Annotated in this window: 18 protein-coding genes; 6 read left to right on the forward strand and 12 right to left on the reverse strand. The window is 62.5% G+C overall.

The window, feature by feature from the left end:
• Positions 1-131 precede the first annotated feature (131 nt).
• The 4 genes from RHODMAR_RS11970 to RHODMAR_RS11985 all read right to left on the reverse strand — a co-directional run bounded on the left by RHODMAR_RS11970 (position 132) and on the right by RHODMAR_RS11985 (position 3,508).
• Positions 132-524, reverse strand: a complete 393-nt coding sequence (locus RHODMAR_RS11970; RefSeq protein WP_008714869.1) for a tautomerase family protein — start codon at positions 522-524, stop codon at positions 132-134.
• A 311-nt stretch (positions 525-835) separates the two neighbouring features.
• Entirely contained in the window at positions 836-1,417 is a 582-nt protein-coding gene (locus RHODMAR_RS11975) for a zeta toxin family protein (RefSeq protein WP_008714872.1), read from the reverse strand.
• 27 nt (positions 1,418-1,444) lie between these two features.
• The gene (locus RHODMAR_RS11980) at positions 1,445-1,798 is read right to left on the reverse strand and encodes a TA system antitoxin ParD family protein (RefSeq protein ID WP_008714873.1); all 354 of its coding nucleotides are present in this window, start codon (positions 1,796-1,798) and stop codon (positions 1,445-1,447) included.
• Between the two features lie 84 nt (positions 1,799-1,882).
• On the reverse strand, positions 1,883-3,508 hold the full coding sequence (locus RHODMAR_RS11985; RefSeq protein WP_008714875.1) for a long-chain fatty acid--CoA ligase: 1,626 nt from the start codon (positions 3,506-3,508) through the stop codon (positions 1,883-1,885).
• Positions 3,509-3,609: 101 nt separating this feature from the next.
• Here RHODMAR_RS11985 and RHODMAR_RS11990 point away from each other — a divergent pair, with 101 nt between their 5' ends.
• Positions 3,610-4,008 (forward strand): PPOX class F420-dependent oxidoreductase, encoded by a 399-nt coding sequence (locus tag RHODMAR_RS11990; RefSeq protein WP_042938915.1) that lies wholly within the window; start codon positions 3,610-3,612, stop codon positions 4,006-4,008.
• Between the two features lie 3 nt (positions 4,009-4,011).
• On the opposite strand, the gene RHODMAR_RS11995 is transcribed toward RHODMAR_RS11990, so the two are convergent.
• The 3 genes from RHODMAR_RS11995 to RHODMAR_RS12005 all read right to left on the reverse strand — a co-directional run bounded on the left by RHODMAR_RS11995 (position 4,012) and on the right by RHODMAR_RS12005 (position 7,039).
• The gene (locus RHODMAR_RS11995) at positions 4,012-5,073 is read right to left on the reverse strand and encodes an alpha/beta hydrolase (RefSeq protein WP_008714879.1); all 1,062 of its coding nucleotides are present in this window, start codon (positions 5,071-5,073) and stop codon (positions 4,012-4,014) included.
• 45 nt (positions 5,074-5,118) lie between these two features.
• Positions 5,119-5,910: an acyl-CoA thioesterase gene (locus RHODMAR_RS12000; RefSeq protein WP_008714881.1), complete on the reverse strand. Its 792-nt coding sequence runs from the start codon at positions 5,908-5,910 to the stop codon at positions 5,119-5,121.
• A gap of 79 nt (positions 5,911-5,989) precedes the next feature.
• The gene (locus tag RHODMAR_RS12005; protein ID WP_008714883.1) at positions 5,990-7,039 is read right to left on the reverse strand and encodes an SDR family oxidoreductase; all 1,050 of its coding nucleotides are present in this window, start codon (positions 7,037-7,039) and stop codon (positions 5,990-5,992) included.
• A gap of 90 nt (positions 7,040-7,129) precedes the next feature.
• On the opposite strand from RHODMAR_RS12005, the gene RHODMAR_RS12010 reads away from it, so the two are divergent.
• Positions 7,130-7,447 carry an ArsR/SmtB family transcription factor gene (locus RHODMAR_RS12010; protein WP_051047982.1) on the forward strand — a complete coding sequence of 106 codons (318 nt, stop codon included), beginning with the start codon at positions 7,130-7,132 and terminating at the stop codon, positions 7,445-7,447.
• On the opposite strand, the gene RHODMAR_RS12015 is transcribed toward RHODMAR_RS12010, so the two are convergent.
• On the reverse strand, positions 7,431-7,736 hold the full coding sequence (locus RHODMAR_RS12015; RefSeq protein ID WP_157226078.1) for a hypothetical protein: 306 nt from the start codon (positions 7,734-7,736) through the stop codon (positions 7,431-7,433). The two genes, RHODMAR_RS12010 and RHODMAR_RS12015, sit on opposite strands and share 17 nt — an antisense overlap.
• A gap of 62 nt (positions 7,737-7,798) precedes the next feature.
• Positions 7,799-9,301 (reverse strand): SAM-dependent methyltransferase, encoded by a 1,503-nt coding sequence (locus RHODMAR_RS12020; protein WP_008714885.1) that lies wholly within the window; start codon positions 9,299-9,301, stop codon positions 7,799-7,801.
• Between the two features lie 87 nt (positions 9,302-9,388).
• On the opposite strand from RHODMAR_RS12020, the gene RHODMAR_RS12025 reads away from it, so the two are divergent.
• Together RHODMAR_RS12025 and RHODMAR_RS12030 are read left to right on the forward strand one after the other, a co-directional pair.
• Positions 9,389-9,892, forward strand: coding sequence for a DUF1648 domain-containing protein (locus tag RHODMAR_RS12025; RefSeq protein ID WP_008714886.1), 504 nt, complete (start codon positions 9,389-9,391; stop codon positions 9,890-9,892).
• Positions 9,893-9,910: 18 nt separating this feature from the next.
• Complete coding sequence (locus RHODMAR_RS12030) at positions 9,911-10,690, forward strand: hypothetical protein (RefSeq protein WP_042938926.1); 780 nt, start codon at positions 9,911-9,913, stop codon at positions 10,688-10,690.
• Between the two features lie 69 nt (positions 10,691-10,759).
• Here RHODMAR_RS12030 and RHODMAR_RS12035 read toward each other — a convergent pair whose 3' ends face one another.
• The gene (locus RHODMAR_RS12035) at positions 10,760-12,040 is read right to left on the reverse strand and encodes a TetR/AcrR family transcriptional regulator (protein ID WP_008714888.1); all 1,281 of its coding nucleotides are present in this window, start codon (positions 12,038-12,040) and stop codon (positions 10,760-10,762) included.
• A gap of 177 nt (positions 12,041-12,217) precedes the next feature.
• On the opposite strand from RHODMAR_RS12035, the gene RHODMAR_RS12040 reads away from it, so the two are divergent.
• A complete protein-coding gene (locus RHODMAR_RS12040; protein ID WP_008714889.1) occupies positions 12,218-12,478 on the forward strand; it encodes a LuxR C-terminal-related transcriptional regulator in 261 nt (86 codons plus the stop codon).
• 4 nt (positions 12,479-12,482) lie between these two features.
• Here the strand turns inward: RHODMAR_RS12040 and RHODMAR_RS12045 are convergent, their stop codons facing one another.
• Positions 12,483-13,106: a DedA family protein gene (locus RHODMAR_RS12045; protein WP_008714891.1), complete on the reverse strand. Its 624-nt coding sequence runs from the start codon at positions 13,104-13,106 to the stop codon at positions 12,483-12,485.
• A gap of 87 nt (positions 13,107-13,193) precedes the next feature.
• On the opposite strand from RHODMAR_RS12045, the gene RHODMAR_RS12050 reads away from it, so the two are divergent.
• Positions 13,194-14,210 carry an SMP-30/gluconolactonase/LRE family protein gene (locus RHODMAR_RS12050; RefSeq protein ID WP_008714892.1) on the forward strand — a complete coding sequence of 339 codons (1,017 nt, stop codon included), beginning with the start codon at positions 13,194-13,196 and terminating at the stop codon, positions 14,208-14,210.
• A gap of 61 nt (positions 14,211-14,271) precedes the next feature.
• On the opposite strand, the gene RHODMAR_RS12055 is transcribed toward RHODMAR_RS12050, so the two are convergent.
• A complete protein-coding gene (locus RHODMAR_RS12055; protein WP_051047991.1) occupies positions 14,272-14,715 on the reverse strand; it encodes an SRPBCC family protein in 444 nt (147 codons plus the stop codon).
• Positions 14,716-14,733 lie beyond the last annotated feature (18 nt).

Raw genomic sequence — 14,733 nt, forward strand, 5'->3', positions numbered from 1 at the left:
GCCGACACAGATTTTTTGGATTTCACCGCGTTCTCGGCTCGTGAGTGACGATTCGGCAGGTGCCACCGGCGCACTCACATGACGCAACCGAGCGCCTCGCACACCTGCTGCCATGAGGTAAGGAGGTCTGGCTAGAGCTGGCCCTCCAAGAACTGGGCCACCCCGTGACCGAAGGACCAGTCAGCGGGGGTGTTCTCGGACACCGCGATGATCAGGTCGTCGCCCGAGAGCCCGGTCTGCTCCTTCAACCGCTCGGCGAGCGTCGAGTACAGAGCCTTCTTGTTGTGTTCGTCCCGGCCCTGCTGGGTGATCTGAATCATGACGAGGTCGTCGGTGCGGGTGAAGCCGAGGCCGGTGTCCTCGGCGATCAGGTTGCCCGGCTTGTGCTCGGTGATGATCTGGTAGCGGTCCCGCGGTGGGGCATCGAAGGTCTCACACATGACGTCCTGGACGATGTCTGCGAGCTTCTTCACCTGGTCCGGCGTCCGACGGTTCTCGATGATGTCGATTCGCACGAGTGGCATGGTCTTTCCTGTCCTTCACATTCAGTGGTGGAGCTCGTTCGGTTTCCCACTCGGTTCGTTCGCCCTCAGGAGCGCATCACTCGATTGGTAGTCGGCTGATACCCTCGTGCGAAATTCGACAAACCGAATGGTGAACCTAGGTGCCTGAGACGCTGCCCACAACTGGGGCGCAGCCGGACGCGTAGATCACGGCAGCCCTCATTCGGCCACTCGCGCCAAGAGACGACTCACGAACAGCAGGGCCCCCGCGTCTCCCGATCGATCCCATCCGAGCGAGACGTGCAGCATGTCGATCAACGGGGACAGGGCGGTTACGAACGCAGTGCCGGCGGCATCCAGCTCGGCCATTCGGCCTTCCCCAGAAGTAACCCGCGATCGAACCGGGCGACAGTGCGGAATGGGCGTCGCGCCGATGAATTGTCGTACACCTGAACACGATCGACCGTCTCGAGGGCAGCGCGAAGGAGAGGCCACAGCCTGTCGTACCGTTCGCGAATTTTCGCCTCAGGAACCGAATGTCCACCCTGATCGACTCGGTTGTGCACTCGGGCCACTGCCGTTTCGAGCGGAACAGCGATGATGTGCAGCGTCACCAAATAGCCTGCACCGACCGCGGACTGGACCAGTTCGAGCTTGGACTCGTGCGAGAAGACAGTCTCGGTGACGAATGATGTTCTTGCCGATAGATATTCGACGCGCATCTCGGCAGCAGCCCGGGACGCGTCGTAAGCATGAGCCGACTCTTCCCCGGGCCATCGAGCATTCGCGATCTCATCGGCATTGACGAACGGAAGATGCATGACAGGCGAGAGAACGCGTGCGTTGAATGTGCTCTTGCCTGCACCGTTGGGTCCGGCGAGCAGGTGTAGAACCGGATCCGAGTTCGTCGTCATCACGATGGGCTGTCTCGAGAGCGAGATCTACCGAGGCTCGCTCCACCGGACGTTGCCGTCCTCGTCCGATTCGACGTACGCGCGACCCTCCGCGGTGAATTCACGCTCGAAGTCGAGCGCCGCCGCCGCCGATTCGATCTGTTCGGTCCACTCCGCGCGAACGACGGCCTGCTTGTGTGGCGTGAGGTCGTCGTAGCGCGCTCGGCCCGCAAGAACATCGGCAATGTCGCGGGCCGAGACGCGATGCGAAAGCTCCATCTCCCGGCCGATCAACGCCCAATGTGCGATCTGTTGCGACGCACTTCGGCTCGACGATGATCCGGCCACTTTCGCAGCATCGTAGAGGTCATCGTCGATACGGAGAGATGAGGTGGTGCCCATGATGGTGTCCTATCGCCGCAGCAGTACCGCCAGTGTAGCAATCTGCCACACAACTCGGTTGGGCGTCGCTGCTGAAGGCGCCAGTCAGACCAGCTCGATGACGTCCAATGCCCCGTCGGCGTGTGAGCTGCGCAGTCGCTTCTTGTCGTATTTGCCGACGCTGGTTTTCGGGACCTCGTCGATGAAGGTCCAGCGTTCGGGCAACTGCCAGTGCGCGACACGGCTGTCGAGGAATTCCTTCAGTTCCTCGGCCGTCACCGACGCACCCTCGCGCACGACGACGGCCACCAGGGGGCGCTCGTCCCACTTCGGATCGGGCACACCGATCACCGCGGCCTCGCGGACGGCCGGGTGTCCCATCACCTGATTCTCGAGTTCGACCGACGAAATCCATTCGCCACCGGATTTGATGATGTCCTTGGAGCGATCGGTCAGTCTGAGATAGCCGCTTTCGGAGATGGTGCCCACGTCACCGGTGCGCAGCCAGCCGTCGTCGAACTTGTCGTCTGCGTCCGCACGGTAGTAGCTGGCGGTGATCCACGGTCCACGTACTTCGAGTTCGCCGACGGCCTTTCCGTCCCACGGCAACACTGTCCCCGCGTCGTCGACCAGACGGGCCCGCACGCCCGCGACGAATCTTCCTTGTGTGCAACGCAAGTCGAACTCTTCCTCGGGGGAGAGGCCGGCATCGGGCCTGCCTGAGGTGCCCAAGGGGGAGGTCTCGGTCATGCCCCAGGCCTGAGAGATGTGCACGCCGTACTTCTCGTGGAATGCCCGCATCAGGCTCGGCGGGCACGCAGCACCACCTACCACCACATCGCGCAGACTCGACAGATCCGCTGGATGATCTTCGAGATGCGCGAGCAGGGCCTGCCAGATCGTCGGGACGGCGGCAGCGGCCGTCGGGCGCAACGTCGACATCATCTCCGCCAACGGAGCCGGCTGCAGAAACCTGTCGGGCATGATCAGCGACGCGCCGACCATCAGCGCCGAATAAGGCAGTCCCCAGGACATCGCGTGGAACATCGGCACGATGGCCAAGATCTTGTCGGACTGCGCAAGTGCCATCGCATCGGTCATGCACCCCTGCATCGAATGCAGATAGATCGAGCGATGCGAGTACACGACTCCCTTGGGATCACCGGTGGTGCCGGAGGTGTAACACATTGCGGCAGCAGATCGTTCGTCGAGCTCCGGCCAGTCGAACTCCTCCGGCTGGCCGGCCAGCAGGTCCTCGTAGCCCAGCACCTCGATGCCGTCGGGTGCAGTGACCTGCGCCGGGTCGACCCCAACCACGACGAGGTGCCGCACGGTCTCGAACGTCGGCAGCAACGGTGTCAGGAGCGGGAGCAGGCTCGCGTCGGCGATGATCACCTGGTCCTCGGCATGATTGACGATGTAGGTGAGCTGCTCGGGAAACAGTCGAATGTTCAGCGTGTGCAGCACTGCGCCCATCGCAGGAATCGCCATGTAGGCCTCCATGTGCGGGGCGTTGTTCCACATGAACGTGCCGACGCGCTGATCGTCGTCGATGCCGATCGATCGCAGACCGTGCGCCAGTTGCGCTGCTCGCCTGCCCAACTGCCCGAACGTGACCGTGGTGGGGCCACTGTCGGTCCAGGTGGTGATCTCGGCCGAGGAGTGTATGGACGTCCCGAATCGAACCAGCTGGCCGATGGATAGTGGGGTGTCCTGCATGGTGCTCTTCATCGATCTCGCTCCTGAGGTCTCCGCCGCGCACGTCGCTGTGCCGCGCGTCACATCATGCACACTACGGACTTCGGGGGAGGCCGGTGCGTAACTTGGTGACCATGGCTAACTCGTCGAGCTCCGCCCAGGCAATGGGCGACGAAGCATTCGTCTCGCTCACCACGTTCCGTCGAACCGGCGCACCCGTGTCGACACCGGTCTGGATCGCCCGCGACGGTGACGAGTTGGTCGTCATCACCCCAGCGGACAGCGGGAAGGTCAAACGGATCAGGAACTCGGATCGCGTCGAACTGCGCCCGTGCAGTCGGCGAGGAGCAGTTCCCGACGGTGCAGTGACGGTGAGCGGAAGGGCACGGATCGTCACCGGTGACTCCGTCGAGCGACCGACCGCTGTGCTGAAGAAGAAGTACGGCATCGAGTATCGGATCGTCATGCTGGTCGAGTTGATCGTTGCTCGACGCCGCAAGCCGCGTGTCATCCTGGCGATCGCTACCGACTGACAGTCAGACAGCGGCCAACGCAGTGTCCACGGCCGCAACGATGTCGGCCCAGATCTGCGACGTGGGATCGACGACGGCGAAATGCCCGCCCGGTCCCTCGACCGAGGTCACCGAATCGGAACCGGCCGACGCGGCGGCGTAGTACGCCCGGCTGATCTCGAGCAGATTCGGATCATCGGCGAGCGCACTCACCACCACAGTCGGCACCCCCATTGGAAGCCTCGAGATCGGCGACGACGCCTCGTAGGTGTCCTGTGCATCGGCAAATCGTGCACCGATCGCATTCGACACCGCACCTTCACCGAGCCAGCGCTGATCGCCGACCCGCAGATCGAGTACACCGGCCAGGCTGACCGCCAGCGCAGGTGTCACCGACTTCCCGGCGGAATCTGCTGCGAGTCGCAGCGCGAGCTGGCCGCCCGCGGAATGGCCCATCAGGACGATTCGCGACAGGTCCAGGTTGCCGGGTGCAGTCTCCAACGCAGCGAGGGCTGCCGCGACATCGCCGGTCATCGCGTCCCAGCCGTGCTCGTCGGGTCGACGATATTCGACGTTCCACGTGGCGTACCCGCGCTGGGTCAGATCGACTGCCATCGCGTCCATCAGGTCGAATTCCCACCGTGACCGCCAGTACCCGCCGTGGATGAGCATCGCGACGGGAAAGGGGCCGTCGCCCTCGGGCAACCGCTGTTCGACGCGTTGCTCGGGGTGATCCCCGTAGGTCAGGATCGTTCCTGGGTGGACGCGGTGGAAATACACACTGTCGATCGCGAACCGCAGACCGTCGAGCCCGCGGCCGCGGATGTGAGTGCGAATGCCCTCGGATCGATCCGGCGGGCACTGCCCGAGATCGACTCGAACCACACTGCTGTACGACGACGCATCGACGGGGATCCTGTCACCGGGAACGACAATCACCTCGTCGGAACCGGTTGCAGCGTCGACGATTCCGCCGGTCATGCCGCGCGCAGTCAAGGCTCTCCCGGCCAGTTCCTGTGCGGTCGTCAGATCGGCGAATACGCCAGGCGCGGCCACGATGTCGATGTGCTTCGAGGCTTGGGTCATGGAAGCCACGCTACTCAGCCCTCGCTACCGCTGACGGGCGTTGTTTCAGACCTTGTAGTAGACCACCTGGTGGCTTGTTGCCAGTAGCGTTCCGCTCTCGGTCCACAGCTCGGCCGTCTGATCGAAGTAGCCCCGATGGAAGCGGCGCGCCCGCGCCGTACCGAGGACGTACCCGTCGGCGTGGCGTTCGAGATCCTCGGGTGTTGCGAAGAAGTGGGTGGTGAGCGAGATGGTGCCGGCCGGCACGTAGCCACCGAGACGCTGGAAGATTCTGGGGTAGAACACATCACTGAGTGACGTCAACGCCGGGAAGTCCAACGGGCGAGGAGGAGTATCACGAATCCAGAGGGTCTCGGTCGAATCCGTCGACTCCTGGCCGCTGAGTGCGCCTGTGACGAAGCGCATTTCGTAGTTCTGCGCCCAGGCGATAGCGTCGGGAAATCTGCCACGAGGCGTATCTGCCGGAGCCGGCACGTCCGGAGCCGCCGCTTCGATATCGTCCCAGGTTTCGCGCCTGAACCCGAACACCGCCGTTGCTGTAGTTGCGACGGCACCGTCTTGCACCAGTTCGAGATACCAGTGCTGATTGCTTCGGTTGGTCCGCACAGCGCGCGCCGAGATCTCGAACTCACCCTCGGCGACCGGACCGGCGAAGTTGACCGTCAACGAGACCGGCGATCCCAGACAGTCCGGGTGCAGTTCGATGGCCCGGATGAACGTCGCGGCGGTCAGTCCGCCGAACGGGCCGACCATGTTGTTGTACGGAGCGGACGTCCTACCGCGATACGTGCCGTCGCCGACGGGCTCGAGGGCGACGGCGTCGTCGAACGGATGCATGGTTCTCCTGCTGCCTCGATCGAAGTGGTTTCACCGATCGTAGTGCCGCTGACAATCTCGCCTGGCGGTGGCAGCGATGTCAGGGGATGATCCGTTGGCGTCGTAGATCCGAGAAGATGTCGGCGAACATTTTCTCGGTGTCGACGAAGCGATGGAAGCCCATGCGACGCGCCTTGGAACCGTCGGCGATGACGTCGTAGTCCCAGGCGAACACGAAATCACCGAAAGCCCAGGACGATACGTCGGAGTACGGAATCTTCTGCAGTCCGTTCTCTGCGACGATGGCATCCCACAGCGGTTCCTTGTCTGCCATGACTTCGGCCAACGACATCGGCAACGGGCTGGCGGTGTCGAGATCGAAGAAATTCGCTATGCGCTGCCACATCTCGCTCCAGCGGAACAGATCGCCGTTGGTGATGTTGAACGCTTGGTTGGCGCAGGCAGAGGTGGTGGCCGCCCATACCGTCGCCTCGGCGAGCAGTGATGCGTCGGTCATTTCGAGTAGCGCCCCGAATGCACCCGGCTTGCCGGGAAACCGCATGGGGACACCCAGCTTCTTGCACATGGTGGCGTACACCGCGATCACGGTGGCCAGGTTCATCGGATTCCCGAGCGCGACGCCGCACACCACCGAGGGACGCATGGCCGACCACGTCCACCGCTTACCGACTTGTCGGGCCTCGAGAAACTGTTGTTGGTCGACGTTGAACTCGGGCGGCATGTGGGGCGGGTCGGACTCGCGCGCAGGGGTTTTGAACGGTCCGAGGTGCGCGCCGTACACCTTGTATCCCTGCATCAAACTCACGTGCTCGAGGTTCGGTGAACTCTCCTCGATGGCCGTGACCACGTTGACGAGCATCGCGAGATTGGGGGCGACAAGCTCGGCCCAGCTTGGCCGCTCCTGATATGCGGCGTAGAAGATGTGCGTGACCTCGGTCAGCTGCCCGAGCTGACGGCGCGATTGGTCGGCATCGAGCAGATCCACCGCGATGTGCCGGACGCGTCCGTTGTCAGTACCGCCGCGACGCGAAAGCCCGATGATGTCCCACTCGCCGGTCTGTTTCAGGTGCTCGACGAGGTTGCCGCCGATGACTCCGTTGGCTCCCACCACTACCGCTACTCGTGCCATGAACTGCTCCTATCTTGATATCGCGATATTGCGATGCATCAAAGTAGACCACAGATCGGGATATTGCGATATCGGAGTAAGCTTCGAGGGGTGGCGACGGAACTGGACCCAGGAGAGCTCGCGGCGGTGTTCGGTGCGCTGAGCAACCCCGCACGATTGGCGATCTTGCAGTGGCTCAAGGATCCCAGCGACTTTCCGCCTCAGCTCGAACCCGCCGAGGAGGTCGGGGTGTGCCTCAAGCACATTCAGTCGCGGGCCGGAGTCTCGCAGTCCACGGCCTCCCAGTACATGGCCGTGCTGCAACGCGCCCAACTGGTGACGAGCACCAAGATCGGGCCGTGGGTGCACTACAAACGCAACGCCGAATACCTCGAACGGCTGGCCGAGACGATCAAGTCAGATCTCTGACGTCGCTGCGGTGCGACACCAGGTTGATGAGTCCGGACAGTGTGAGGCTACCGCCGGGGTAGACGAGCCCTCCGAGGGAGAAGATGACCGGCTCCGATGCGTCCTTCACCATGTACACCGCGCCGATGACGGTGAGAACAACTCCCACGATGGTGGCGAGTGCGATGGTTCGACGGCTCCGACGGGCCAGTCGAGTAGATATCAAGGCGGCGAAACCAGCGAAGACGCAGAGGAAGATGGACGCGATGAGCAACGCGTCCCACTTCACCAAGGTAGCCGCTACGAACATGACTCCTCCGGCAAAGAAGAGCGCCACTTCCGGGACAGGTTGTCGCTGAGGAGGATCGACAGTCACAGTGTCCGTCCCCTCGCATCATCCACTGCGCGAGTGAGCGATGCTGTCTCGAACAGTAGACCGTGCGCAGCCGCTGTCGCGGCGGAACGGTCACGGAGGTTGGCGGGGTCTGTCGCCCGGGCGATGGCCGCGAGATCGATTCGCTGCAGGAGTTTCTTGGTCACCGGTCTCTTGCTGTCCCAGAATGCGAGTGCCGCAATAAGATCTGACGTCTCCTGGCTCGTGAGCAACGCATACGCAACGGCGCATACCGCTGGATCCTCGAACGGCAACAGATACGTTGCGTCGTCGAAAACCGCGGGTTTGCCGTCATAGGGGCCGACCATCCGGAACTGCGGAATCTTGTGGAAACCGGAGATTGCAATTTTGTACGGCGCAAACGTGTACGCCCCGACGCCGAAGATGCAGAACCTCGCGCGATTTCGGTAGATCGACGACTTCCGTCCGTCGAGAGCAGCGGCATTGTCGATCAAGTACTTCCATAGTTTGGGTGCGTGTTCTGCCAACTGGGCGGTGTCGTCGCCGGTGTGCGATTGGGGCACGATCATCCATCGTGACACCTCCTGCAACTTGTCGCGATAGACGTCGGTGCACTTGAAGAGTGGGAACAGATAGTCCTGCTCGATGTCCACCACGGAGCCGAGTTTCGTTCGTGGACCGTTGCTCTCGGCCAGCTCCATCACCGCGGATGCGTCGTGCTTGATGCCTTGACGCCACATCAGCGGACTGACTCCGTCGAACTGCTTACTGCGCTCGTAGGCATCGACATTCGCGACGAGTTGCCCGTCGACCGCGCCGATTCGGGTGGTGGAGTGAACCGAATCTACGCTCGGGTAGGTCTGCGCTGTGTAGTCGATCTTGCCGGGCCCGAGTTCGACGGTGAACCAGCAGGCGTCCACTCCGGCGTCGAACCACTTCTTGGCGTCGATCAGCCGCAGACTCGAGCCGGTGACCGGGAGAGTGTGCCGGGAGCAGTGCAACAGAATATTTCGTGCTACCTGGGTCTTGCAGATCATCGCGATGGTCACGGCTCGATCCGCGAACTCGGTCAGTAGTTTGATCCAGATGTACTCTGCGATATCGAAATTGGAGCTTCCGGTGATCGCGTCGATTCCGCGGGCATTCTTGATATTCGTGCGGGCAGGTCTGTTGGCGGAGTCCAAGACCGACAGTTGAGAGTTGGTCACCCACGGTGGGTTTCCGACGACGAGAGTCGGCCCTCGCTCCGATGTCCATTCGATATCGCGGGCGAGGTCGAAGTCGAAGATCGACGCGGTGATCACCCTGCCGAATGCAGATGCAGCCGCGGCGTACTCGGGTTGTACTTCGATCCCGACGCGTTCTGCGCCGGGGTGGCTGTGGGCCACCACCGACAAGAAGTTTCCGACTCCGCAGGTGGGTTCGAGAACCCGGGTCCATTGCCGCCGGGGGAGGGTGTTCACCAGAGTGCGCGCCAACTCGATCGGAGTCTGGAAGTCTCCGAACTCGTTGTTGGGCATCGGTGCCTCCGGTGGTGGAGCGGAGCCTGCGGAGCGAGCCATTCAGCGAGCATCACGCCACTGCCGCAGGCACTATTGTGGACTTCGATGAGGCTATCGCGCGGAGCACTGTTGCTGTCCACTGTCGTGTTCGTAGGAACCCTGATCTGGGTGGCGATCACCGCGGGCGATCAGATTCCCGCGCACTTCGACGGCTCCGGTCAGGTCGACCGGACGGACTCGAAGGCGTCGTTCCTGCTCGAACTCGGAGGTATCGGGCTGCTGGTGGTCGGCTCCTTCGCCACCGTCGGTTGGTGGTTCCCCAAGGTCCCGGCTCGGCTGGTGAATCTGCCGAGTCGGCGACTGCACCAGTACTGGACTGCCGAGGAGAATCGACCAGAACTGAACCGCAAAATGGCGGAGGACCTGGACTGGATCGGTGCCGCAACGGCTTTGCTGTTGGCCTGGTTCGTCGTCGTTACGGGGACGGCAACCGGAGACTCGGTCAGAGTCTGGGTTCTTGCCGTACCGACGGCTCTCTATCTTCTGGCAGTGCTGGGGTACGTGGTTTTCCTGGTAAAAGGCAGTCGATACCGTATTCCGAAGGACTGACTGCACGGGGGAGTGGACATGGGATGGAATCCGTTCGATCGTCGGTCGAAGGACCAGCGTGCGATCGACGACGCAATGGCTGGCCTCGGTAAGCCGGTATGGCGTGGTGCGCACGGCCATTTCGTGCGTGACGCACTAACGGCCTGGCGTCTCGCGGCCACCACGACTCTGCATGATCCACCGACGGCGACCAGGCTCGATAGAGTGCGCAAGGTGGTCGATCGGGAGCCGTCGAGTAGAGGGCAGGCCGACGTCGCGGAACTCGAGAATCTTCGCAAGACGGTGACCGGCAGTGTCGTTTACGCCGTCGCGGCTCTGGCCACTGTTATCGAAGGGCTGACGGCATGGACAGCGGACGACGTCGCGCACCGGATCGTCCGCATCGACCTGTCCGCGGAAGTAGCATCGGTGGCGCGCAGTGCGGGGCTGCTCGAGGCCGCCCTCCATCGTCTCGGTGACTCACCGTCGGGTCACCTCGCGAAAGACGCCGAGGTGCAAGCGATCTACGCCCGACGCACCGAAGCCCTCGCCGACCGGCAGCGCACCCTGATACTGCAATTGACTGCCTTGCGCTCGTACCTCGATGGGCTCCTGGACATCGAGAAGGAACTCGAGAAGATGCGGTGGATCGAGCATCACGGATCACCGGACTTCGCCGAGCTCGAAGAGCGCGAAAGCGATGAGCTGGCGTCGTTGAACCTCAGCGCAGCGCGAGATCTGTTCGACGAGGCGACCGACCGAATCGGCGTGCAACTACGTGAAGCGGCTGAGAAGCTCGGGGGTTCGGGGCCGCGCTGACGTCGGAAAAAGCTTGTCATGCCAAACCTCGAGGCAGCAAGGTTCGGTATGTTGCTGCCCGCCAGTCGGTCAGTTGTGTGGCGGTGTCGGGTCGACAGGCCGTGCCTGAAGTCCGTGCAGCAGCAGTTCACCGACGAAGGTCGCGTTGTCCTGTGGGCTGTTCTGTCGTCGAGTGAAGCACCGCATCAGCAAGGTGTTCGTGATGCCTGCTGCAAGATCGACCGGACTCGAACTGCCGCGGAAGACGCCACTGTCCTGCCCCTGCGCGATGATCGGTGCAATGATCGCCGGCAGGTTGAGCTTTTCCTTGATCGAGATCAAACCTTCCGGCTCGCCGTAGGTGTCGTGCGCGACGGCGACCAGCAGTGCGTCCATGAATTCGAGTTCGTCGGCGGCGAGTTGCGCACAGCGGAGTAGATGATTGTGCAGGATTGCGATGTCTTCGAGGCCGAGCAACTGGTCGTCGGCGACCGCCTCGCGCAAGTGGTCGACCCGATTCTGTAAAGCCGCCACGATGACGGACGGCTTCGTCGGAAAGAGCGTTCTGCAGGCCGATCTCGGTACTCCGGCAATATCGGCGACCTCGTCCATTCGCGTCATGAAGTAGCCGCGCTTTCCGAATTCGTCTCGAGCCGCAGTGACGATTGCGGCGCGCGGATCGCGGGGTAGCGGACGCTCCTCGACCTGCGCTCCGGTCGCGCCGATCACGTCGTCGAGGTGCTCGTGGCGTCCCTCGGTATCGATGACAGCCCCGATGAACGCCAGCACCGCGTCGGACATCACCTCGGCTGTCACCGCTTTGTCGTCCACTTTGCTGCGCAACCGGAAGCCGTCGACGATGGCATTGACCGTCGAGGCGAATGTCCGGGCCGTGAACGGACGGCGGAATGCTCCCGACGTGGAATCGAACAGCGCCTCGAACGCACCGAGCACGAGTTCGTCTCGCACGCGGTACTCGCCGGCGAGTGCGTGGGACTTCGGGTCTCTGAAGACGTGCTCGAGGATGGCTCCGTTGACGATGTTTCGGTCTACGACGGACGAAAAGTAGCGAGTCGCCAGGCTATTGATGGTGGAACGAACCGAATCGCCGTTACCCTCCATCAACTGGCGCACGCTCTGGTGCATCTCGGGCACCGTCAATGTGGTTCTACTGCCCAGGTGCTCGACGACTGCCTCGAGGAAGTCGGCCTTGGTTCCGAATTTGCGGAAGAAGGTGGCAGTCGACGAGTCGGCCCCGTTGACGACGTCGTCGATGCGCAAACCGCGCTCGAGGATCGACCGCGGATCTGCGGTCAGCAGTGCGATGCCTGCCTCGATGAAGTGGGCGGTAGTGGCGTCCAGTTCGGTCATGTCAATGGACTTTACGCAGTTCGGACCTACTGGAACGGACGGGTTGCAAGCATTCACTCTCGAGTGAGAGCGAACCCGGTCAGTAAGCGGAGTGACCCACGATTGAAAGTGCGATTTCATTGCCACCAGTCGCACCGCCGGGGCAGGGGTGGTGCCAGACAATCGGGGAACTACTACATGACAATTCTCGACATCCGCGTCGGCGAAGCGCCCAATCCGAAGCTCAGCGCTCGTGAAATCGAAGTGCTCACCACCTGGCTGGTATGCGACTCGAAGTCCGAGGCGTCGCGATCGCTCTATCTGTCGATGGGAACCGTCAACACGCACCTGACCCGTATCCGAGCCAAGTATTCCGCGGTGGGGCGCACTGCACCCACCAAAGCGACGTTGCTCGTGCGGGCTCTACAGGACGGGTTCATCGACATCGACGATCTGTGAGAGCTCACGGAGTCTCGACGTCACTGGACCTCAGTTTCTTGACCACGAACCAGGCGATCAGTGCGGCGATGATGCCGATGACCACGTATTGAAACACTGCGGCGTAGTTCTCCACATAGCGCCAGTTCGCGCCGAGGAAGTAGCCGGCGAGAACGAAGATCGAGTTCCAGATCAGGCTGCCCAGCGCGGTGTACAGAGTGAATTGCGGGATCGGCATCCGAGACACACCGGCCGGGATGGATATGCCGGATCGGACCATCGGGATCATGCGGCCGAAGAACACCGCAGATCGACCGTGACGATCGAACCAGTCCTCGGCCTTGGCCAGATCGGCGGTGTCGACGAACGGCATTCGATCGACGACGGCATACATTCGGTCGCGCCCGAGCTCGACGCCGAGCCAGTACAGAACCAGCGCACCGATGACCGACCCGGCGGTCGTCCAGAACAACGCACCGAACAGAGAAATGCCGCCCTGCGATGCGGTGAACCCGGCCAGCGGCAGGATGACCTCACTGGGCAGCGGCGGGAAGAAGTTCTCCGCGGCAACAGCGATTCCCGCGCCGGGGCCACCGATGGCCTCCATCAGACTCACTGCCCAGCCGGCTATCCCTCCGAGGTCGCTCATGACGTCGACTGTACGAAACCGAGGGGCTGAAAATCTTCTCACCAGCAGTAATGCCGGCAAATTGAGACATATGGAACACTCGACGGTGTGAACCGAGCCTCCCGGATAGTCCCTGCTGTTGCCGCCACCACACTGCTGCTGAGCGCCTGCGGGTCCTCGGATTCGGCGGAGCCGGCGTCGACTACTTCGAGCAACTCCTCCGTCTCTGCATCGACGGTACCGAGCGCGACCGTCTACGACCTGCCCGGCAATGGGGTGTTCCCCGAAGGCATCACCGCCGCCGACGGCACGTTCTACGTGACGTCAACGTCCGACGGCGCGGTGTTCCGCGGAACCGTCGGATCCCCGGATGTCTCGGTGTTTCTGGCCGGCGGCGCGGACGGACGGACCGGTGCTGCCGGAATCGACGTGACCGACGACGATCAGAGTGATGGAGCCACCTACCTGGTGGTCGCAGGCGGGGCGACAGGCAAGGTGTGGGTGTACGACGCCGATTCCGGTGATCTGGTGGCCACCTTCACCAACGGACTCGGTACCGACGCGACGTTCCTCAACGACGTTGCCATTGCCGACAACGGCGACGCCTACGTCACGGACTCGCGCAGCCCCGCGTTGTACCGCATTCCCCTCGAGCAGATGACGGCAGGAACGATGGACGGGCCGATGGAGACGTTCGTGAACTTCGACGGCACTCCGTTCGCGTACGGGGATGGCTTCAATGCGAACGGCATCGTCGAGAACGCGGACGACTCGGCGTTGATCGTCGTGCAATCGAGTACCGGAAACCTGTACCGCATCGACAGGGAGTCCAAGGCTGTCACGCAGGTCGACCTGGGCGGTGCCACGCTGGCCAACGGCGACGGAATGGAGATGGACGACGGCACGCTGTATGTCGTCCGCAATCGCGACGGTCTGATCGCCACCGTTGATCTGTCCGAGGACGGAACCACCGGAGAGGTGACCGGCGAAATCACCGACGCATCGTTCGCCTACCCGACAACCGTTGCAGCAGTAGATGGTCGACTTCTCGTAGTGAACAGTCAGTTCGACAAGCGTGGGGAAGAGCCCGTCGAGCCGTTCACCGTGAGCTCCGTTCCGAAGTAGAGCGGCTTCGCCGCATGTGCGCGGAAGTTCGTAACAGAGAACGAAGTTCCGCGCACAACGATCAATCGGCGAGGATGGTGTCGATCTGGCCGATAGCCAGCCTCGTACCCTCTTCCATGCCCATCGCGACGAGTTCTTCGAGCTGTTCGAGGGAATCGAAGCGGCTTCGGATCGTCATCCGTGACATTGCGTCAGCTCTGTCTATGGTCACGGCTGTGTGTATCGTCGGCATCTCGGACGACGGGTCGCCGCCCTCGTCGGTGAATCTGTCGTCGAAGCTCAGCGACGACGGCGCAGTGATTTCGGTGAAAACCCAGCAGTAGCAGATCTTTTCACCGTCAGGTCCGGTCATGTAGTACGCAGCGCGTCCGCCAGTCCTGAAGTCATGGGTCTCGAAGGTGACCGGCCAGTTGGGCGGGCCCCACCACTTCTCGAGCTGGCGTGGGTCCTCCCAGATCTGCCAGACCCGTTCGACGGTCGCGTCGAACTCTGCGAGCACGACCATGGTCAAGTTCTTTGCATC

Origin of the sequence: Rhodococcus sp. AW25M09 (assembly GCF_000333955.1) — a bacterium.
GTDB lineage: Bacteria > Actinomycetota > Actinomycetes > Mycobacteriales > Mycobacteriaceae > Rhodococcoides.